Below are 17557 nucleotides of genomic sequence, written 5' to 3'. Positions count from 1 at the left end.
TTTAGCCAATTCCCTTACCTCGGCCTTTTGTCACCGTCCGTCGCTTGTCCGGGAGGGAGGGAGGGAGGGAGGGAGGGAGGCGAGGCGGGCAGACCGGATCAGATGACCGGCGGTCGGCCCAGGCGCGTCATCCGCCACACCGTGGACCAGCGCATCGGGCGCCGCTCGCCGCACGGGGTGCGGACGCCCTCCGCGAAGCCGCCCGCCCAGGCGCGCAGCCCCTTCGCCGACCGGGTGCGGGCCAGCGTGAGCAGCGTCCAGGTGCCGAGGTAGGCCGGGACGAGAGGGAGCGGGAGGTTGCGGCGGGCGAGCCAGACCCGGTTGCGCGCCGTCATCCGGTAGTAGACCGCGTGCCGGGCCGGGGAGGTCTTCGGGTGCTGGAGCAGCAGCTCCGGTTCGTAGAGCACCTTCCAGCCCGCGTCGAGCGCCCGCCAGGCCAGGTCCGTCTCCTCGTGCGTGAAGAAGAACTCGGCGGGCCACAGGCCGGTCTGCTCCAGCATCTTCATAGAGAAGGCGTGCCCGCCGCCGAGGAAGGCGGTCACCGGGCCGCCGCGCATCGGATCGCCGGCCCGCAGCCGGGGCACGTGCCGACGCTGCGTCTCGCCGTGCTCGTCGGCGATCCGGAAGCCGACGATGCCGAGCCGGTCGTCAGCGGCGAAGTGGTCGCGGACCCGCCGGAAGACGTCCTTGTCGACGAGCAGCCCGTCGTCGTCCAGCTCGATCACGACGTCCACGTCGCCGATCTCGGCCAGCCTGCGCAGACCCGCGTTCCGGCCGCCCGGGCAGCCCAGGTTCTCCGGCAGCTCGATCGTCGTCACGCCGCCGTCGAGGTCGCTCAGGCCGGGGAAGGCGGCGAAGTCGGGCAGCGCGGTCCCGTTGCCGATGATCACGAGCCGGGTCGGTCGGACGTCCTGCATGGCGACCGACGCCAGCAGCGCCTCGACCGCCTGCGGGCGGTCCCCCATGGTCACGATGGAAACGCCGATGCGTGGTGCGGTCAAGATCGGTACTCCTGGGTTCGGCTGCTGGGCCGGCGGGCGGCCGCGGTGCCCGCGATCGTAACGTCTCGGTGTTCAGTCCGTCCTTGCCGCCCGGCCATCAGCGGGCCGGCCGGTGTTCAGCCGGACGTGCCGGGACGGCGGGGGCGCGGAGGCGGCGGGCGGCCCGGCCGACCGGCTGCGGCGTTCTGCCGGGCGCGTCGGTAGAGTGCAGGAAATGATATTCGGTAGAGCCGGGTTCGGGGACGCCGTCGCGGACTTCGAGGCCGCCGTCGTGGCCCAGGACCCCAAGCGGTCCGGCAAGGCGTTCACGCGGTTGCAGGAGACCTTCGGCCAGGCCAAGGAGGCCGAGCTGCTGGAGGGCGGCCCCCGGCTGGCCGCTGTCCTGCGGCAGGTGCCGCCGGGGCCGCGTGCCGTCGTCGCCGTCCTCGTCGGCGCCTGCGTCGAGCGCGGTGCGGACGCCGTGCGCTGTGCGCCCGCCGTGCTCGCCGGGCTGCGGACGGCGCTGGAGGCGGCCGAGGCGTTCGCCGAGGCGTGGACCGCGACGGGCGGCGGCCCCTTTCCGGCCCCGGGCGACGGCGAGCCCGGCGAGGACGTCGTGGCGCGGACGGGCTCCGAGGCGGCCGTCGGCTGGTGGACGCTGCGCGAGTGGGAGCGTGCCGCCGTCGCGATGCTGAACGACCCCGCCGTACGGACCGCCGCCGCGGACCGCGGCGAGCTGCTGGAACTGCTCGCCGCGGTGGAGCAGGCGTCCGACGCCGAGTTCACCTCGCTCGCCCACATGCTCCGGGTGCTGGACGACGAACCCCTCGTCGCCCTCCACCGGCCCAGCGGTACCGGCTACCTGCTGCGGTTCTCCGGGATCGGCGACATCTTCCAACTGCACACCCTGCTCGCGGACGCCCTGATCGGCGGCGGGCACGTCGAGGGGCGGGCGCCGCTGCCCCAGGAGGCGGCCGTCTGCCGGGAGACGCCGGGGCAGGTCGACACCGTCGGCTCGTTCGACCTCGTCACGCCGGACGGGGACGCGATCTGGAACGAGGGCGCCCCGGCCGACATCCCCGTCGTCGACGGCGTCCGGCTGCTCGTACTGGACGAGCCTTCCCTGCGGCGCACCTGGCCCGCCGGACGCTTCTTCCCCGGCATGCGCGGTGACGTCCTGCTGGAGCGCCCCCTCGACCCGCAGGAGGCCGAACGCTGGTTCGCCCGCGTCTCGCCGGTCAAGGCCACCGAGGACTGACCGGGCCGCGTCCCCCCCCGCTGCCTCGGCGGCCGGGACGGTATACGGCGGGCGCGCCCTCGGCGGTCAGTGGCAGCTCTTGACGCCCTTGTTCGCCGAGGTGGACCGCTTCCAGGAGCAGGAGTCCAGCAGCTTGCCGCCCGGCTTGATCAGGCGGGCCTTGTCACCGGTGTTGTTCCAGACGTACGAGCCCCGGTTCCAGTACACGGTGCCCGACCCGTTCCCGCCCTTGCCCGTACGGACCCTGACGGTCTTGCCCGCGCCGATGGTGTAGCTGCCGAAGGTGTACGTGTAGCCGGTGTCGTCCTTCAGCTTCAGGCCCTTGAGCTGGAGCTTCTTCCTGCCGTTGTTGTGGATGTCCACCCACTCGGCGTTCAGGGACCTCTTCGACCGGTCGTCCTTGCCGGGCCCGTCGTACTGGACCGTGCCGAGGTGCAGTCCGCCCTGGTGGCCGGCGGCCGAGACCGGGGCCGCGGCGAGGAGCGAGCCGGCCAGGGCGGTGGCGGCGGTCAGAGCGATCGGCACAGCGGTGCGTATGCGCATGCGGTGTTCCTTGCGTGTCGTTCCGGTGAAGGTGGAGGTGGAGCGGGTGTGATCATACGGACGGAGCGGGCTCATGCGGGCCTGGATGCCGAAATTCGCAAACTCGGTCGTGGGCGGCCGAGTTCGGTCGTAATCCGTCACCTCTGAGTCGACCAGGGCTGAGCCGAGCCCAGCCGGGCAGAGCTGAGCGGACCGGCCCCTCCGGCTCGCACGGGGTGCTCATCGACCCGCCATGCGGATGTTGTGCACGCGACAACGGCGCGTCGTCGGCCGGGTCTGCCATGAAGTCCGACAGCATCCGGCACGGGAGGGGCATATGACAGCCGCACCGAACATCCTGACGCCCGATCACGGCAGCCGATCCACCGAGCTCACGGCCGCCCGGTTACTCGGACCCGGCCTGGCGCGCCGGCGTTTCCTCACCGCCACCGGAGCCGCCGCCGCGCTCGCCTTCACCATGAACCTGCCCGCCGCCGGGGCGGCGAGCGCCGCCGAGCTGGACGCCCGCAGGATCGCCGAGGACCCGTTCACCCTCGGCGTCGCCTCCGGCGACCCGCTCCCCGGTTCCGTACTGCTCTGGACCCGGCTGGCCCCGCGCCCCTACGAGCCCGGCGGCGGACTGCCCGCGAGCCGCGTCGAGGTGGACTGGGAGCTGGCCCACGACGAGCGCTTCCGGCGCGTCGTGCAGCGCGGTTCGGCCACCGCGCACCCGGAGTTCGCCCACAGCGTCCGCGCCGACGTCCAGGGCCTGGAGGCCGGGCGCACCTTCTACTACCGCTTCCGCACCGGCGCCTGGACCAGCCCCGTCGGCCGCACCCGCACCGCACCCGCCGAGACCGCCGCGCCCGGCTCCCTCACCCTGGCCGCCGTTTCCTGCCAGGCGTACCACGACGGGTACTTCACCGCCTACCACCACCTCGCCCGGGAGGACGTCGACGTCGTCCTCCACCTCGGCGACTACCTGTACGAGTACGCCGTCTCCGCCACCGGCGGCGCCCGGGACTACACCGACCGGACGCTTCCGGCGCACTTCAACCGCGAGACGATCACGCTGGAGGACTACCGGCTGCGCTACGCCCTCTACAAGTCCGACCCCGACCTGTGCGCCGCGCACGCCGCCCACCCCTTCGTCGTCACCTGGGACGACCACGAGACCGAGAACAACTACGCGGGCGGCACCCCGGAGAACGACCTGCCGCCCGAGGAGTTCCTGCTGCGCCGGGCCGCCGCGTACCGCGCGTACTGGGAGAACCAGCCGCTGCGCACCCCGCAGCAGCCCAGCGGACCCGACATGCGGCTCTACCGGCGCCTGACGTTCGGCAGGCTGGCCCAGTTCGACATCCTCGACACCCGCCAGTACCGCAGCGACCAGGCGTACGGGGACGGCTGGCGCACGCCCGGCCCGGAGTCGGAGGACCCCGCGCGCACCATGACCGGTGCCGCCCAGGAACGCTGGCTGATCGACGGCTGGCGCGCCTCGCAGGCCACCTGGAACGTGGTCCCGCAGCAGGTCGTCCTCGCCCAGCGGCGTGATGTGCCCACCGACGCCTTCAAGCTCTCCATGGACTCCTGGGACGGCTACCCCGCCTCCCGGCAGCGCATCCTGGCCGGCGCGGAGTCCGCCGGGATCGACAACCTGATGGTCCTCACCGGAGACGTGCACGTCTCCTACGCCTTCGACCTCAAGAAGGACTTCGCGGACCCCGCCTCGCGCACCATCGGCACCGAGATCGTCACCACCTCCATCACCAGCGGCAAGAACGGATCGGACCAGCCCGCCAACTGGGACACCCTGACCCGCGCCAACCCGCACCTGAAGCACTACAACGGACGCCGCGGCTACACGCTCGTCACCCTCGGCGCGAAGGAGGCCCGCGTCGACTTCCGTACGGTCGCGGCGGTCACCACGCCGGGAGCACCCGTGGCCACGGCCGCGTCCTTCGTCACCGAGGCGGGCGACCCGGGGCTCAGGCCCGTCTGAACACCCGGGCCGCCGTCCCGCCCGCCCGCTCCGCCGAAAAGGGTGTCGACCACTCCGGCCGAGCTGAGAGCATAGGTGCGGATTCAACGATGTGGAGATGAGAATGCCGGACAGCGGCGGCAGCCGGGCTCAGCGAGAACACATACCCGCGAACGAGACCGGGGCCGAGGCGCCGGCCCCGGACGGCCGGACGGCGCTCACCCCGCACGGGGACGCCGGCGCCCTCTCCGTCGACCCGGCCGCCCCACCGGTCACCGCGCCGCCCGGACTCCCCGGACCCGCGGCGACGGCGGCCCGCCGCACCGGCCTGCTGGTCACCCTGGTCCTCGGCGGGCTCACCGCCCTGCCGCCGCTCTCCATGGACATGTACCTCCCGGCCCTGCCCGCGGTCACCGACTCCCTCGCCGCACCCGCCGCCACCGTCCAGCTCACGCTGACCGCGTGCCTGGCCGGGATGGCGCTCGGCCAGCTCGTCGTCGGACCGATGAGCGACCGGTGGGGGCGGCGCAGGCCGCTCATCCTCGGCATGGTCGTCTACGTCCTCGCCACCGCCATCTGCGCCCTCGCCCCCACCGTCGAACTCCTCATCGGCTTCCGCCTGCTCCAGGGGCTGGCGGGCGCGGCCGGGATAGTGATCGCGCGGGCCGTGGTGCGCGACCTGTACGACGGCGTGGAGATGGCCCGGTTCTTCTCCACGCTGATGCTCATCTCCGGCGTCGCCCCGATCATCGCCCCGCTGATCGGCGGGCAGGTCCTGCGGATCACCGACTGGCGCGGCATCTTCGTCGTCCTGACCGGCGTCGGCGTCCTGCTCACCCTCGTCGTCGTCAAGTGGCTGCACGAGACGCTGCCGCCGGGCGACCGCCACACCGGCGGGGTCCCCGACGCCCTGCGCACCATGCGCGGCCTCCTGGCCGACCGGGTCTTCACCGGCTACATGGTGGCGGGCGGCCTCGCCTTCGCCGTGCTCTTCGCCTACATCTCCGCCTCACCGTTCGTGGTGCAGGAGATCTACGGGGCCTCGCCGCAGACCTTCAGCCTGCTCTTCGGGCTCAACTCCGTCGGGCTGATCGTGGTCGGTCAGATCAACGGCAAGCTGCTCGTCGGCCGGATCAGCCTGGACAAGGTGCTCGGGTTCGGCCTCGCCGTGATCGTGCTGTCCTCCGTGGCGCTGCTGCTCATGACCCTCGGCGTGTTCGGCGAGGTCGGGCTCGTGCCCGTGGCGTCCGGGCTCTTCGTGCTGATGTCGGCGATGGGCCTCGCGATGCCCAACACCAACGCCCAGGCCCTGATGCGGACCAAGCACGCGGCGGGGTCCGCCTCCGCGCTGCTGGGCACCTCCTCGTTCCTGATCGGCGCGATCGCCTCGCCGCTGGTCGGCATCGCGGGGGAGCGGACGGCGGTGCCGATGGCGGTCGTCCAGGTGGTCTGCGCCCTGGCCGCCGTCGCCTGCTTCCTGGGCCTGTGCCGCCCCTGGCAGCCCGCCCGCCGCGAGGCCGGAGCCCTCTGAGGCCGGAGCGGAGCCCGGCGGGGCTGCCGCCCGTACGGGCCGAGTCGGTTTCGGCCGGGGCGGCTCAGTCGGTGCGCGGATAGCCGATCAGGTGGGCCCGGTCCTGCCGGTCCGTCCAGCGGAACACCCCGACCCCGGTCGTCTCCAGCCAGGGCAGCCGCACGCTGCGCGGGAGCCGGCCGGTGGTCCAGGTCGCGAAGTCCATCGAGACCGGGAAGCCGCCGCCGGCCAGCGCCTCCGCCGCGTCACGGGCGTTCTCCGCCCCGTAGGCGATGCCGTCGTCGGTCACGGTGGCCAGCGCCAGATGGCTGGAACCGTCCTCCGCCTCGAAGCAGAAGCCCTTCTTCGCCGCCAGGTCGAACGCGAGGTTCCCGGCGACCAGGTAGTTTCCGGACGGCGAGAGGACGGCCTGCGGATAGCGGCCCGGCTCGATGGCGGGCCGGTGGCACTCCACCGAGGCCAGTGCCTTGCCGGTCCGCGCGTCGTGCACCGCCCACAGCTCGTGGGTCGCCGCCCGCTTCGCCTTCTTCCCCAGCGCCCATTTGGCGAGCACCTGGCCCGGCGTCGTCGAGGTCACCACACCGCTGCGCCGGTCCGTCCCCTTGGGCGCCGCGTCCCGGCTGAACCAGCCGCCGCGCACCCAGAACTCCCGCGCCCCGCCCACCAGCAGACCCCGCTCGGTCTGCCCCAGGACCTCGGTGAGCTGCTTGCAGGCCGTGCAGCCCTTGGGGTACTTCAGCTCGTCCGCGCTCAGTTCGGACACCGTGCCGGTGACCGGGTCGACCAGCACACTGTTGGCCTTGCCGTCGCTGATCACGATGTCCGGGCCCGTCGTGCTGACGTCGGGAGCCCCGGACCACGGCACCTCGACGCGCTGCCGGGTGCCGTCCGTCACGTCGTACACGTCGAACGAGACGAACGTGCTCGCCGGGGTGAGCCCGTCGCCGACCTTCCCGTACGACCAGGTCACGAAGAACTGCCGGCCGTCACGGGAGACCGTGGCGAGCTTCGGGTAGTGCAGCGGGTCCGGCGGACGCCAGGTCTGACCGCGCCAGCCGAGCCGGCCGGTCGCCGTGTCGACGGTGCGCAGCCGGTAGCGGTTCTCGGCGGACCGCTCCAGGTAGGCGAGCCGGCCCGTGGCGTGGGAGACCGCCACGTCGGGGGAGGAGCCGATGATCTCCCAGCCGCGCTCGGCCGTGTACTGCGGCGGGACGGTGAGCCGGGTGACCGGGCCGCCGCTCGGCGCCGCCGGCTTCACGGCCCCGGTGGCCGCCCGGCCCGCGTCGTCGCTCCCGCCGTCCGGATCGCCGCCGCACATGGACAGGAGGAGCAGGAGGGCCAGAAAGGCCACTCCGCCGACCAGCGTCAGCCGCACGATCCTCTGTCTCATGGTTCTCCCGATGGACAATCCCGATCCGGCGCGGGTCAGCGTAGCAACAGGCCCGTACGGAAGAGGAGTTCGGTTCCGACCCCGTCCGGTGTCCGTCGCCGCGCGGTGAAGCCGAGTGCGCCCGCCGTGCTCCCTACCCCTACAATTCGCCGGTGAACGTCACCCTCCCCGATGCCTGGTCCCTGCGCGCGGCGCTGGCCGGACTGCTCGACGGGCTGCCGCCGAAGCAGGCCGCGCAGGCCGTCGACCGGCTGATCGCCGACTACCGCGGGGAGACCCCGACCGACGCCCCGATCCTGCGCGACCGCTCCGACGTCGTGGCCTACGCCGCGTACCGGATGCCCGCCACCTTCGAGGCCGTACGGTCCGCCCTCGACGCGCTGCGCGAGACCGCGCCCGGCTGGGCTCCCGCCACCCACACGGACGTCGGAGGCGGCACCGGCGCGGCGAGCTGGGCGGTGGCCGGGGCCTGGGAGGGGCAGCGGACGACCGTCCTGGACTGGGCCGAACCCGCGCTCGCGCTCGGCCGTGAACTCGCCGACGCCTCCGGCGTCCCTGCGCTGCTCGGCGTCCGGTGGGAACGGGCCAGGATCGGCCAGGCCCTGGAGCTGGCCCCCGCGGACCTGGTGACCGTCAGCTACGTACTCAAGGAGCTGACCGGGCGGGCCAGGACCGAACTGGTCGACGCGGCGGCGGCGGCCGGGCAGGCCGTGGTGATCGTGGAGCCGGGCACGCCCGACGGCTACGCCCGGATCATCGAGGCCCGCGACCGGCTGATCGCCGCCGGGCTGCGGATCGCCGCGCCCTGCCCGCACAGCGCCGCCTGCCCGATCGAACCGGGCACGGACTGGTGCCACTTCTCCGCCCGGGTGAGCCGGTCCTCGCTGCACCGGCAGGTCAAGGGCGGCTCGCTGAGCCACGAGGACGAGAAGTTCAGTTACGTCGTCGCCACCCGCTTCCCCACCGACCCCGCGCCCGCACGGGTCACCCGCAGGCCGCAGATCCGCAAGGGCCAGGTGCTGCTGGAACTGTGCACCCGCGACGAGGGCCTGGCCCGCTCCACGGTCACCAAGCGGCACGGCGGGCTGTACCGGGCGGCCAGGGACACCGCCTGGGGCGATTCCTGGCCGCCGGAGGACTCCGACGGGTGAGGCGGGGGGACCTCAGCCGCGCAGCTCCTGGGTGCAGCACTTCACGCTGCCGCCGCCCTTGAGCAGTTCGCCCAGATCCATCGGGACCGGCTCGAAACCGCGGTCGCGCAACGGGTCCAGCAGCCCCGTCGCGGCCTGCGGCAGCAGCACGTGGCGGCCGTCGCTCACCGAGTTCAGCCCGAACGCCGCCGCGTCCTCCTCCCGGGCGAGCAGCGCGTCCGGGAAGAGCCGCGCCAGCACGGACCGGCTGCCGGGGGAGAAGGCGTCCGGGTAGTACATGATCTCGTCGGCCGCCGCGTCCAGCACGCACAGCGCGGTGTCCAGGTGGTAGTAGCGCGGGTCCACCAGGTCGAGCCCGATCACCGGCAGGCCGAAGAACTCCTGCGCCTCGTCGTGCGAGAGCGGGCTGGAGCGGAAGCCCCGGCCGGCCAGCAGGTAGGACGAGGTGACCGCGAAGTCGCCCTCGCCCTCGTTGACGTGGTCGGGCTCCCGGATCTCGGTGAAACCGTTCTCCCGGAACCACTCCCGGTGGGCCGCGGCCTCCTCGAAGCGCTCCCGGTAGGCGAACAGGGCGCCCAGCACCCGCCCGCCGATGACGGTGGCGCCGTTGGCCGCGAAGACCATGTCCGGCAGGTCGGGGCGGGGGGTGAGCAGTTCGACGGTGTGCCCGAGGCCGCGGTAGCGGTCGCGCAGGTCCTCCCACTGGGTCTGGGCCAGCGGCAGGTCGACGGGCTTGGACGGGTCCATCCACGGGTTGATGGAATAGGTGACCCGGAAGTGCGCCGGAGCGCACATCAGGTAGCGACGAGGGGTGGCGTCACGGTTCAACTGGGTCTCCTCGCGATCGGCGGCGGGGCCGCGGAACGGTGGGATGCGCACGGTCTGTACGTGAGCCCATGGTGCGCCGTGTCCGCCGGATTCCGCAGTGATCCGATCGGGTGGTTCGCCGGAAGCACGGACGGGCGGGCTCGCGGGCGTGCTCGTTCCCCGGGGCGCATGCAAGACGATACGTATCGGCTCGTCCGGCGTAGGATCGGCGCATGGCACCCCACAAGGCCCCCGACGCCGCCCGCCGCAGCGAACGTTCCCGCCGCGCGATCTACGCCGCCGCCCTCGCCCTCGTCGGCGAGACCGGCTACCCGCGCACGACGATCGAGGGTATCGCCGCCCGCGCCGGGGTCGGCAAGCAGACCATCTACCGCTGGTGGCCCTCGAAGGCCGCCGTGTTGATGGAGGCGTTCCTGGACCTGGCCGAGCGCGCCGCCGAGCAGGCCGGCCAGCGGTCCGGCGGGGCCGAGCAGGGCATTCCCGACACGGGCGACCTGGCCGCCGACCTCAAGCACGTCCTGCGCGCCACCGTCGACGAGCTGAACGACCCGGCGATGGAGGCGCCCTTCCGCGCGCTGACCGCCGAGGGCATCGTGGACGCGAAACTGGGCGCCGAATTCGTCGAACGACTGCTGGAGCCGCAGCTCGCGTTGTATGTCACACGGCTGCGGTCCGCCCAAGAGGCCGGAGACCTGCGGGCGGACGCGGATCCCCGTATCGCGCTGGAGCTGCTGATCGCCCCGCTGACCCACCGCTGGCTGCTCCGGACCCTCCCGCTCACCCACGCCTACGCCGACACCGTCGTCGACCACGCCCTGGGCGGGCTGGCTCCCCGCCCCTGATCCGTATCCGTCATGTCATGACATCGGGCGTGATGGTACTCACTCGGTCCGGGGGCACGGCGGCCCCGCCGGCGAACTCTGGCCACCTGAGGCGCAGGATGGTGCGACCATGGAGGGGCAACGCTGAGGTGAGGGGATAGATGGGCGCCGATTCCGGCCGCGGTCGCGGCACAGAGAGCAGGATCTCCCAGTGGCTGCGGCGACGTCCCAAGTCACCGGGGGCCGAGACCGGCAGCGCGGACCGGGTGGCGCTTCTCCTGGCCGTCGCCGACGCGGGCATGCCCATCGCCCCCGCCGCCCATCCCCACGGATACCGATGTTCGTGCGAGCGCATCGGCTGTCCCACCCCGGCCCGGCACCCCGTCTCGTTCGCCTGGCAGACGCAGTCGACCACCGACCGCGCCCAGATCGAGCGCTGGGCCCACAGTCAGCCCTTGGCCAACTTCATCACCGCGACCGGGATGATCCACGACGTGCTGGACGTCCCGCTCACCGCCGGCCGCCAGGCCCTGGAGCGGCTGCTGGACGCCGGCATCGACGTCGGTCCGGTCGCGCAGTCCGGCGAGGACCGGATGCTCTTCTTCACCGCCACCCGCGGCACCCCCGAGGACGAGGACGAGTGGTGGCCCTGCGAGCTGGACTGCCACCCCGAGACCATGGACGCGCACCCGGGCCTGCGCTGGCACTGCCGCGGCAGCTACGTCCTCCTGCCGCCCGCCCGGCTCCCCGGTGAGCTGGACGTGCGCTGGGTGCGCGGCCCCGAGCACGAACTGCCCGACCCGCTGACCCTGCTGGAAACCCTCACCGACGCCTGCGCCCGCTACGCGGGCAGCGCCGAGCAGAGCGAGCTGGACCACGACTCGGTGGCCTGGCCGCTCAGCCGCTGATCCATGCCGGGCGAGTGGAGCGACCGGAGGGCGTGAGCCGTCCGCCGAGTCCTGAGGCCCGAGCCCTGGAGCCCGGGATATCAGTGCCGCGGACCGCGACCGGCCTGGTGAACCCGGTCGACGGGCTTCCTCCACTCGCCCGCACCCGCGCCACCGCCGACCGAGCGCCCGCGCCATCGCCGACCCAGCGCCTGGTGAGCGGTCCATCCGGCATGCCTGCGGCCCTCCTCCCGGCCGGTTCGCTGCCGCACCCGATCGACGGCCGTGACGGGGAGCGCGCCCCCCGTTAAAGCGTCAGGTGTTGCATTAGGTGTCTCTGCGTCGTACCGTGCCTAAAGCGACTCAAGGCGACTTTAGGAGTGCTCCATGAAGCCGGTCCTTTTCCACGACGACACCTCGTTCTGGTTCGAGACGGTGCGTGTGCTCGGAGCCACCGCGTACGGCGGAGCCGACATCGGCGAGGTGCTGACCACGGCGCAGGCCATCACCGCGAGCGACTACGACAGCTGGCACGACCAGTGGCTGGCCACCGCCGATTGGGTCGCCGCCGAAGCGAAGGAGGCCCAGGGCGCAGGACATCTCGTCAGTGCGCGCGACGGTCTGCTGCGCGCGAGCAGCTACTACCGGTCGGCCGACTTCTACCTGCACGGCAACCCCGACGATCCGCGCATCCGCCACGCGTACACCCGCGCCCGCGAATCCTTCGCCGCCGCGGCCGCCCTGCTCGATCCGCCCGTGGAGCCGATCGAGATCCCCTACGAGCACACCGTGCTCCACGGCTACTTCTACCCCGCGCTCCGCCGCGCCGGGGACACCGGGCCGAGGCCGACGGTCATCATGCACAGCGGATTCGACGGCACCTGCGAGGAGATGCACTTCTTGGGCGCGGCAGCCGCCCAGGAGCGCGGCTACAACGTCGTCACGTTCGACGGTCCGGGCCAGCCCGCCGCGCTGCATTTCGACGGACTCGTCTTCCGCCCCGACTGGGAGAACGTCATCACACCCGTACTGGACTGGGTGCTGGACCGTCCCGGCGTCGACCCGGACCGGGTCGCGTTGCTGGGTGCTTCCCTGGGTGGTCTACTGGCACCGCGGGCGGCTGCCTTCGAACACCGCCTCGCCGCGTGCATCGCGTTCGACGGTGTCTACGACCTGGGCGACTTGGCGACCCGACAGATGCCCGGTCCTCGCGCCGAGTCCGAAGCGCTGCTGCGGGCCGAGTCGGCACCGGAGGTCGATGCGATGGTTGAGCAGCTCATGGCCCGTGACCCGAACATGCGCTGGGCCGCCACGCACGGCCAGTACGTCATGGGCGCCGACAGCCCCCGTGCCTTCTTCGCCTCCTACCTGGACTACACCCTCGCCGGAGGGATCGCCGAGCGGATCACCTGCCCGACCCTGGTGTGCGAAGCGGACACCGACATCTTCTTCGAGGGCCAGCCCCAGCTGCTGTTCGACCACCTCACCTGCCAGAAGGCCCTGCTCCGCTTCACCGAGGCCGAGGGCGCCGGGGCGCACTGCCAGGCCGGCGCTCAGCGCCTGGCTTTCGCGCGCATATACGACTGGCTCGACGACGTCGTCGCCGCTCACTGAACGCGCTCACCGAAGGGGCAGGGTCCCGGGTGCCGGGACCCTGCCCGCCATCTGTCCCGGCACCAGCCGGAACACCGCAAGAGACATCGCCGACTCCGCAGGGAGCGCATCATGAGTCCGACCTCGCTTCCCCCGGCTTCGCCGGCGTCCCTCGGCTTCTCGCCGGAGCGCCTCGACCGCCTGGACGACGCGATGCGGGGCGAGATCGACGCCGGTCACTACGCCGCCATCAGCGTCGCCGTCGCCCGCTGCGGCAAGCTCGCGAAATTCCGCACGTACGGCTGTCAGAGCCTCGAAACCGGTGCGCCACTCCGGGAAGACGCGATTTTCCGCATCGCCTCGATGACCAAACCGGTCATCGCCGTCGCGATGATGTCCCTCTACGAGGAGGGCAGGTGGCAGCTCGACGATCCCGTCACGAAGTTCGTGCCCGAGTTCGCGGATCTGAAGGTGATGCGGGACGGTCGGCTCGTGCCGCTCGACCGGCCCATGACGATGCGCCATCTGATGGCCTCCTGCGCGGGTTTCGCCTTTCTCGTCCCGATGGGCAGCACCAACCCGAAGCTGGACGAGATGTATCTGGCCGCTGATCTCTTCAGCGGTACCAACGAGGACATGGTCGCCAAGCTGGCCCGGCTTCCGCTGGAGGCACAACCCGGCACCCTCTTCCGGTACGGGCTCCAGCAGGAGGTCCAGGGCGTCATCATCCAGCGGCTGTCCGGCGAACCGCTCGACGCCTTCCTCGAACGCCGGATCTTCGGGCCACTGGGCATGACCGACACCGGCTTCGGCGTCGCGCCAAAGGAGCGCGAGCGCATCGCACCCCGGTACGCCCTGGACGAGAACCTGAAGCTCGGGCTCGCCGCCGATCAGTCGCCGTTCCCCGTGCTGGCGGGCACAGCGGCCGGGGAGAAGCCGACGTACCTGCTGTCGATCGCCGGGCTGTACTCGACCGTGCAGGACTACCTGCGCTTCGCGCAGATGCTGGCCGACCGCGGGACTCTCGACGGCGCCAGGATCCTGGCACCGTCGTCGGTGAAGCTGATGACGAGCGACCTGCTGCCCGAGGGCGTCCCGCTGCGCTTCCTCCAACCGTTCGCGGGCGTCGGTTACGGCATGGGGGTCGGCATCGTGCTCGACCCCGCACACGCCGACTTCAACGGCGGGGCGATCGGCGCGGGCAGCTACTACTGGGGCGGCGTGCACGGCACCTGGTTCTGGGTCGACCCGGTCAACGACGTCATCGTCGTCGGCATGGTCCAGCAGGTCGACGCCGGCAACGCGATGACCGGCCGTCCCTATCCCGTTCCCGACATCCGCGGGATGGCGCGGTCCATCGTCTACGGGGCGCTCGTCGAGCCCGACACGCAGGCGTGACGGCCCGGGAGGGTGGGCAGGGCCGGTCCGCCCTCCCGGCCACCCGGTCCGCGCGCCGCTACTCGCCCTTGGCCGCGACCAGTCCCGGCAGCCGGTTCAGCACCCGCACCCTGCCCGTGCCGGAGCCCCGCTCCGGCACGTGCACCAACTGGCTGGAGATCCGCTCCTTGGTGAGGCTGCTGGTCACCTCGCCCGTCAGCAGCGCCTTCACGTCCGCGTTGACCTCCGGCCGCAGCCCCTTCGCCGCGGTCTGCCGCTCGAAGTGCCGGCTGCTGAAGAAGACCAGCGCGCCGCCGCCCTCGGTGCGCAGCCCCAGCGGCGCGAACGACGCTCCGGCCAGCGGCTGGTCGACGTACTGGTACGAGAAGCCCGCCCGCCGGGTGGCCTGCCGGGCCTGCCGCCAGCCCGACGTCGTCGTGCCGGGCGCGAACACGTCCGGCGCGCCGTCCCGCAGGTAGGCCGTGTACGTCCGGCTCAAGTCCTCCGGTACGACGGCCAGTCCGGGCTCCCGCGGCTCCACCGGAAGGGCCATGCCGTCCTCGTCCCGGCTGAACTCCGGTACCTGGGACGGCCGTACGACCGCGAGGTAGGACGCCTTCCACACCGCGTCGGGGCCCGTCCGCACGAACGCCACCAGCCAGCGGGTGTCCAGCCGCCCGCCGTCGCGGTCCCGGTTGGAGTCGGTGTCCGCGAGGAACCAGCGCGGCCAGCCCGCCTTCTTGGGGATGACGTAGGCCGTGTCCGTCAGCTCCAGCGGCTTGTGCGCCGGATTGCCGTTCGGGCTGTAGGACTTCCGCGCCTTCAGCCCCGCCTGGTTGATCGCGCCGAGCGACCCCGTCACCCGCCCCGCGTCCAGGGCCGGATCGAACGCCTTGTCCGCCGCGTTGTAGGCGGAGGTGAAGTCCTTCAGTGCCTGCTCGGCCTCAGACTCCGTCGCCCCCGGGAGCACGGCCAGCTCCCCGTGTACCGTCACGCAGCCGCTCGCCGTCACGCACAGCACCGTCGCCGTCGCGAGCCCCGCCGTCAGTCGCCCCAGCCTTGTCATCCGTCGCCTTCTGCGCCTTGAGATCCGTCGCCCGCACCGAGGGTCGAAACCCTACCGGGGCGAGGAACAGCACGAGGGTGGGGACCAGGTACAGCACCCACACCGTGACCTGGAGGACGGTCGGGTCCGGCTGGAAGTTGAGGACGCCCTTCAGGAGCGTGCCGTACCAGCTGTCCGGCGGGACCGCGCCGCTGACGTCGAACGCCCGGTCCGCCAACCCGCCCAGGAAGCGCGCCTCCTGGAGGTCGTGGACCCCGTACGCCAGCACACCGGCCGCCACCACGACCAGCATGCCGCCGGTCCAGGTGAAGAACCGCGCCAGATCGATCCGCAGCGCGCCCCGGTAGAACAGCCAGCCCAGCACGATCGCGGTGGCCAGGCCCAGCAGCACCCCGGCCAGCGGCGAGGAGGAGCCCTCACCACTGGCCCGTACCGAGGCCCAGACGAACAGCGCGGTCTCCAGACCCTCGCGGCCGACCGCCAGGAACGCGGTGGCCACCAGCGCCCCGGTGCCCATCGCGAGCGCCGCGTCCAGCCTGCCGTGCAGCTCCGCCCGCAGATGGCGCGCGGTGCGCCGCATCCAGAACACCATCCACGTCACCAGCCCGACGGCGACGATGGACAGCGAACCGCCCAGCAGCTCCTGCGCCTCGAACGTCATCTCCCGCGAGCCGAACTCCAGGGCCGCGCCGAAGCCGAACGAGATCGCGACGGCGATGCCGATCCCGGACCAGACCGGGCGCAGCGCGTCCCGCCGCCCGGTCTTCACCAGGTAGGCGACCAGGATGCAGACGACGAGACTCGCCTCCAGGCCCTCGCGCAGGCCGATCAGATAGTTGCCGAACATGCCGGTCCCTCCACGGTGTCGATCACGCCGGTCCCTCCACGGTGTCGATCATGCGAACAGCCCCCGGCCCCACCAGTCGTCCCCGTCCCGGACGCCCGGCGGCACGGCGAACACGGCCGAACCCACGTGCTGGATGTACTCGTTGAGCGCGTCGGCGGCGGCCAGGCGGCGCTGCACCGGGACGAACCCGGTCCGCACGTCGCGCTGGTAGGCGAGGAAGAACAGGCCCGCGTCGAGCCGCCCGAGCCCGTCCGTGCCGTTGGTGAAGGAGTAGCCCCGCCGCAGGATCGTCGCCCCGCCGTTGGAGTCCGGGTGCGCCAGCCGCACGTGCGCCGTCGGCAGCATCGCCTCCAGGAACGGCTCGTCGCGCTCCTTCGCCTTCCCTACCGCCGCGCCCTCGCGCTTGTCCCGGCCGAAGACGTCCTCCTGCTCCTGGAGAGGAGCCCGGTCCCAGGTCTCGACGTGCATCCGGATGCGGCGCGCGACGAGATAGGAACCGCCCGTCATCCACCCGGCGCCGTCCCCCGCGCCGACCCACACGTGCCGCTCCAGCGCCGCCGTGTCCGAGCCCGCGATGTTCCGCGTGCCGTCCTTGAAGCCCATCATGTTGCGCGGTGTCTGCGCGTCCGGCGTGGTGGACGACGTCTTCCCGAAGCCCAGCTGGGACCAGCGGATCGCGGCGCGGCCCATGCCGATCCTGGCCAGGTTGCGGATGGCGTGCACCGCCACCTGCGGATCGTCCGCGCACGCCTGTACGCACAGGTCGCCGCCGCTGCGGGCCCGGTCCAGGCCGTCCCCCGGGAACTTCGGCAGGTCCACCAGCGCCTTTGGCCGCCGGTCCGCCAGCCCGAACCGCCCCTCGGCGAACAGCGAGGGCCCGAAGCCTAGGGTCAGCGTCAGCCGCGAGGGCGGCAGCCCCAGCGCCTCGCCCGTGTCGTCCGGCGGAGCCTCGGGCGCCTGGCCGTACGCCCCCGTGCCGACCGGGCGGCCGGCGGTCATGCGCTCCGCCGCCCGCGTCCACTCGGTCAGCAGCGCGACCAGTTCGGAGCGCTCCTTGGTCGTGACGTCGAACGCGGCGAAGTGCAGCCGGTCCTGTACGGCGGTGGCGATGCCCGCCTGGTGCGCCCCGTGGAACGGCACCGCGGCCCCGCTCCGGCCGTCCTGCTCCGCCCCGCCGCCCCGGGCGGCGGACACGCCCCAGCCCGCGGCGGCGCCGGCGGCCAGCCCGCCGCCGCCCCAGCCGAGGAGGGCGCGCCGGGACGGGCCGGGGGCGCGCGACGGGTCCGCGCTCGGGTCGGACATGGCTCCAGCCTCCTTGTCGCAGC

The 17557-nt window shown here is 72.6% G+C and carries 15 protein-coding genes; 8 read left to right on the top strand and 7 right to left on the bottom strand.

Annotation, left to right across the window (positions count from 1 at the left end):
• Positions 1-98: 98 nt before the first annotated feature.
• Positions 99-1001 (bottom strand): glycosyltransferase family 2 protein, encoded by a 903-nt coding sequence (locus tag EES43_RS07500; RefSeq protein WP_124267994.1) that lies wholly within the window; start codon positions 999-1001, stop codon positions 99-101.
• A gap of 214 nt (positions 1002-1215) precedes the next feature.
• Between EES43_RS07500 and EES43_RS07495 the strand changes: the two genes are divergently transcribed.
• The gene (locus EES43_RS07495; protein ID WP_124267993.1) at positions 1216-2238 is read left to right on the top strand and encodes a hypothetical protein; all 1023 of its coding nucleotides are present in this window, start codon (positions 1216-1218) and stop codon (positions 2236-2238) included.
• Positions 2239-2304: 66 nt separating this feature from the next.
• Here EES43_RS07495 and EES43_RS07490 read toward each other — a convergent pair whose 3' ends face one another.
• Positions 2305-2781: a lamin tail domain-containing protein gene (locus EES43_RS07490; RefSeq protein WP_124267992.1), complete on the bottom strand. Its 477-nt coding sequence runs from the start codon at positions 2779-2781 to the stop codon at positions 2305-2307.
• Between the two features lie 316 nt (positions 2782-3097).
• Between EES43_RS07490 and EES43_RS07485 the strand changes: the two genes are divergently transcribed.
• Together EES43_RS07485 and EES43_RS07480 are read left to right on the top strand one after the other, a co-directional pair.
• Positions 3098-4762 carry an alkaline phosphatase D family protein gene (locus EES43_RS07485; protein WP_124267991.1) on the top strand — a complete coding sequence of 555 codons (1665 nt, stop codon included), beginning with the start codon at positions 3098-3100 and terminating at the stop codon, positions 4760-4762.
• Positions 4763-4865: 103 nt separating this feature from the next.
• Entirely contained in the window at positions 4866-6272 is a 1407-nt protein-coding gene (locus EES43_RS07480; RefSeq protein WP_124271836.1) for a multidrug effflux MFS transporter, read from the top strand.
• A 64-nt stretch (positions 6273-6336) separates the two neighbouring features.
• Here EES43_RS07480 and EES43_RS07475 read toward each other — a convergent pair whose 3' ends face one another.
• Positions 6337-7662 (bottom strand): hypothetical protein, encoded by a 1326-nt coding sequence (locus tag EES43_RS07475; protein WP_124267990.1) that lies wholly within the window; start codon positions 7660-7662, stop codon positions 6337-6339.
• Positions 7663-7814: 152 nt separating this feature from the next.
• Here EES43_RS07475 and EES43_RS07470 point away from each other — a divergent pair, with 152 nt between their 5' ends.
• On the top strand, positions 7815-8813 hold the full coding sequence (locus EES43_RS07470) for a small ribosomal subunit Rsm22 family protein (RefSeq protein ID WP_124267989.1): 999 nt from the start codon (positions 7815-7817) through the stop codon (positions 8811-8813).
• A 12-nt stretch (positions 8814-8825) separates the two neighbouring features.
• Here EES43_RS07470 and ddaH read toward each other — a convergent pair whose 3' ends face one another.
• Positions 8826-9641 carry a dimethylargininase gene (gene ddaH / locus EES43_RS07465; protein ID WP_124271835.1) on the bottom strand — a complete coding sequence of 272 codons (816 nt, stop codon included), beginning with the start codon at positions 9639-9641 and terminating at the stop codon, positions 8826-8828.
• Between the two features lie 212 nt (positions 9642-9853).
• Between ddaH and EES43_RS07460 the strand changes: the two genes are divergently transcribed.
• The 4 genes from EES43_RS07460 to EES43_RS07445 all read left to right on the top strand — a co-directional run bounded on the left by EES43_RS07460 (position 9854) and on the right by EES43_RS07445 (position 14340).
• Positions 9854-10483 (top strand): TetR/AcrR family transcriptional regulator, encoded by a 630-nt coding sequence (locus tag EES43_RS07460; protein WP_124267988.1) that lies wholly within the window; start codon positions 9854-9856, stop codon positions 10481-10483.
• Positions 10484-10623: 140 nt separating this feature from the next.
• Positions 10624-11370 (top strand): bifunctional DNA primase/polymerase, encoded by a 747-nt coding sequence (locus tag EES43_RS07455; protein WP_124267987.1) that lies wholly within the window; start codon positions 10624-10626, stop codon positions 11368-11370.
• Positions 11371-11736: 366 nt separating this feature from the next.
• Positions 11737-12963, top strand: coding sequence for an alpha/beta hydrolase family protein (locus EES43_RS07450; protein WP_124267986.1), 1227 nt, complete (start codon positions 11737-11739; stop codon positions 12961-12963).
• 111 nt (positions 12964-13074) lie between these two features.
• On the top strand, positions 13075-14340 hold the full coding sequence (locus EES43_RS07445) for a serine hydrolase domain-containing protein (RefSeq protein WP_124267985.1): 1266 nt from the start codon (positions 13075-13077) through the stop codon (positions 14338-14340).
• Positions 14341-14398: 58 nt separating this feature from the next.
• On the opposite strand, the gene EES43_RS07440 is transcribed toward EES43_RS07445, so the two are convergent.
• The 3 genes from EES43_RS07440 to efeB are packed head-to-tail and all read right to left on the bottom strand — an operon-like array spanning position 14399 to position 17534.
• The gene (locus tag EES43_RS07440) at positions 14399-15313 is read right to left on the bottom strand and encodes an SCO2278 family lipoprotein (protein WP_241192342.1); all 915 of its coding nucleotides are present in this window, start codon (positions 15311-15313) and stop codon (positions 14399-14401) included.
• Positions 15264-16232, bottom strand: a complete 969-nt coding sequence (efeU, locus tag EES43_RS07435) for an iron uptake transporter permease EfeU (RefSeq protein ID WP_124267984.1) — start codon at positions 16230-16232, stop codon at positions 15264-15266. The genes EES43_RS07440 and efeU overlap by 50 nt, the downstream gene beginning before the upstream one ends.
• A 48-nt stretch (positions 16233-16280) precedes the next feature.
• The gene (efeB, locus tag EES43_RS07430) at positions 16281-17534 is read right to left on the bottom strand and encodes an iron uptake transporter deferrochelatase/peroxidase subunit (RefSeq protein ID WP_124267983.1); all 1254 of its coding nucleotides are present in this window, start codon (positions 17532-17534) and stop codon (positions 16281-16283) included.
• Positions 17535-17557 lie beyond the last annotated feature (23 nt).

Source organism: Streptomyces sp. ADI96-02 (assembly GCF_003846185.1).
Taxonomy (GTDB): Bacteria; Actinomycetota; Actinomycetes; order Streptomycetales; family Streptomycetaceae; genus Streptomyces.
This window is presented reverse-complemented; position numbering and strand designations above follow the sequence as displayed.

Bases quoted from the DNA above. Each gene is read 5' to 3' on its own strand.
- EES43_RS07495 (WP_124267993.1), top strand. From the start codon at position 1,216: ATGATATTCGGTAGAGCCGGGTTCGGGGACGCCGTCGCGGACTTCGAG.
- EES43_RS07490 (WP_124267992.1), bottom strand. From the start codon at position 2,781: ATGCGCATACGCACCGCTGTGCCGATCGCTCTGACCGCCGCCACCGCC.
- EES43_RS07485 (WP_124267991.1), top strand. From the start codon at position 3,098: ATGACAGCCGCACCGAACATCCTGACGCCCGATCACGGCAGCCGATCC.
- EES43_RS07480 (WP_124271836.1), top strand. From the start codon at position 4,866: ATGCCGGACAGCGGCGGCAGCCGGGCTCAGCGAGAACACATACCCGCG.
- EES43_RS07475 (WP_124267990.1), bottom strand. From the start codon at position 7,662: ATGAGACAGAGGATCGTGCGGCTGACGCTGGTCGGCGGAGTGGCCTTT.
- EES43_RS07460 (WP_124267988.1), top strand. From the start codon at position 9,854: ATGGCACCCCACAAGGCCCCCGACGCCGCCCGCCGCAGCGAACGTTCC.
- EES43_RS07455 (WP_124267987.1), top strand. From the start codon at position 10,624: ATGGGCGCCGATTCCGGCCGCGGTCGCGGCACAGAGAGCAGGATCTCC.
- EES43_RS07450 (WP_124267986.1), top strand. From the start codon at position 11,737: ATGAAGCCGGTCCTTTTCCACGACGACACCTCGTTCTGGTTCGAGACG.
- EES43_RS07445 (WP_124267985.1), top strand. From the start codon at position 13,075: ATGAGTCCGACCTCGCTTCCCCCGGCTTCGCCGGCGTCCCTCGGCTTC.
- efeU (WP_124267984.1), bottom strand. From the start codon at position 16,232: ATGTTCGGCAACTATCTGATCGGCCTGCGCGAGGGCCTGGAGGCGAGT.
- efeB (WP_124267983.1), bottom strand. From the start codon at position 17,534: ATGTCCGACCCGAGCGCGGACCCGTCGCGCGCCCCCGGCCCGTCCCGG.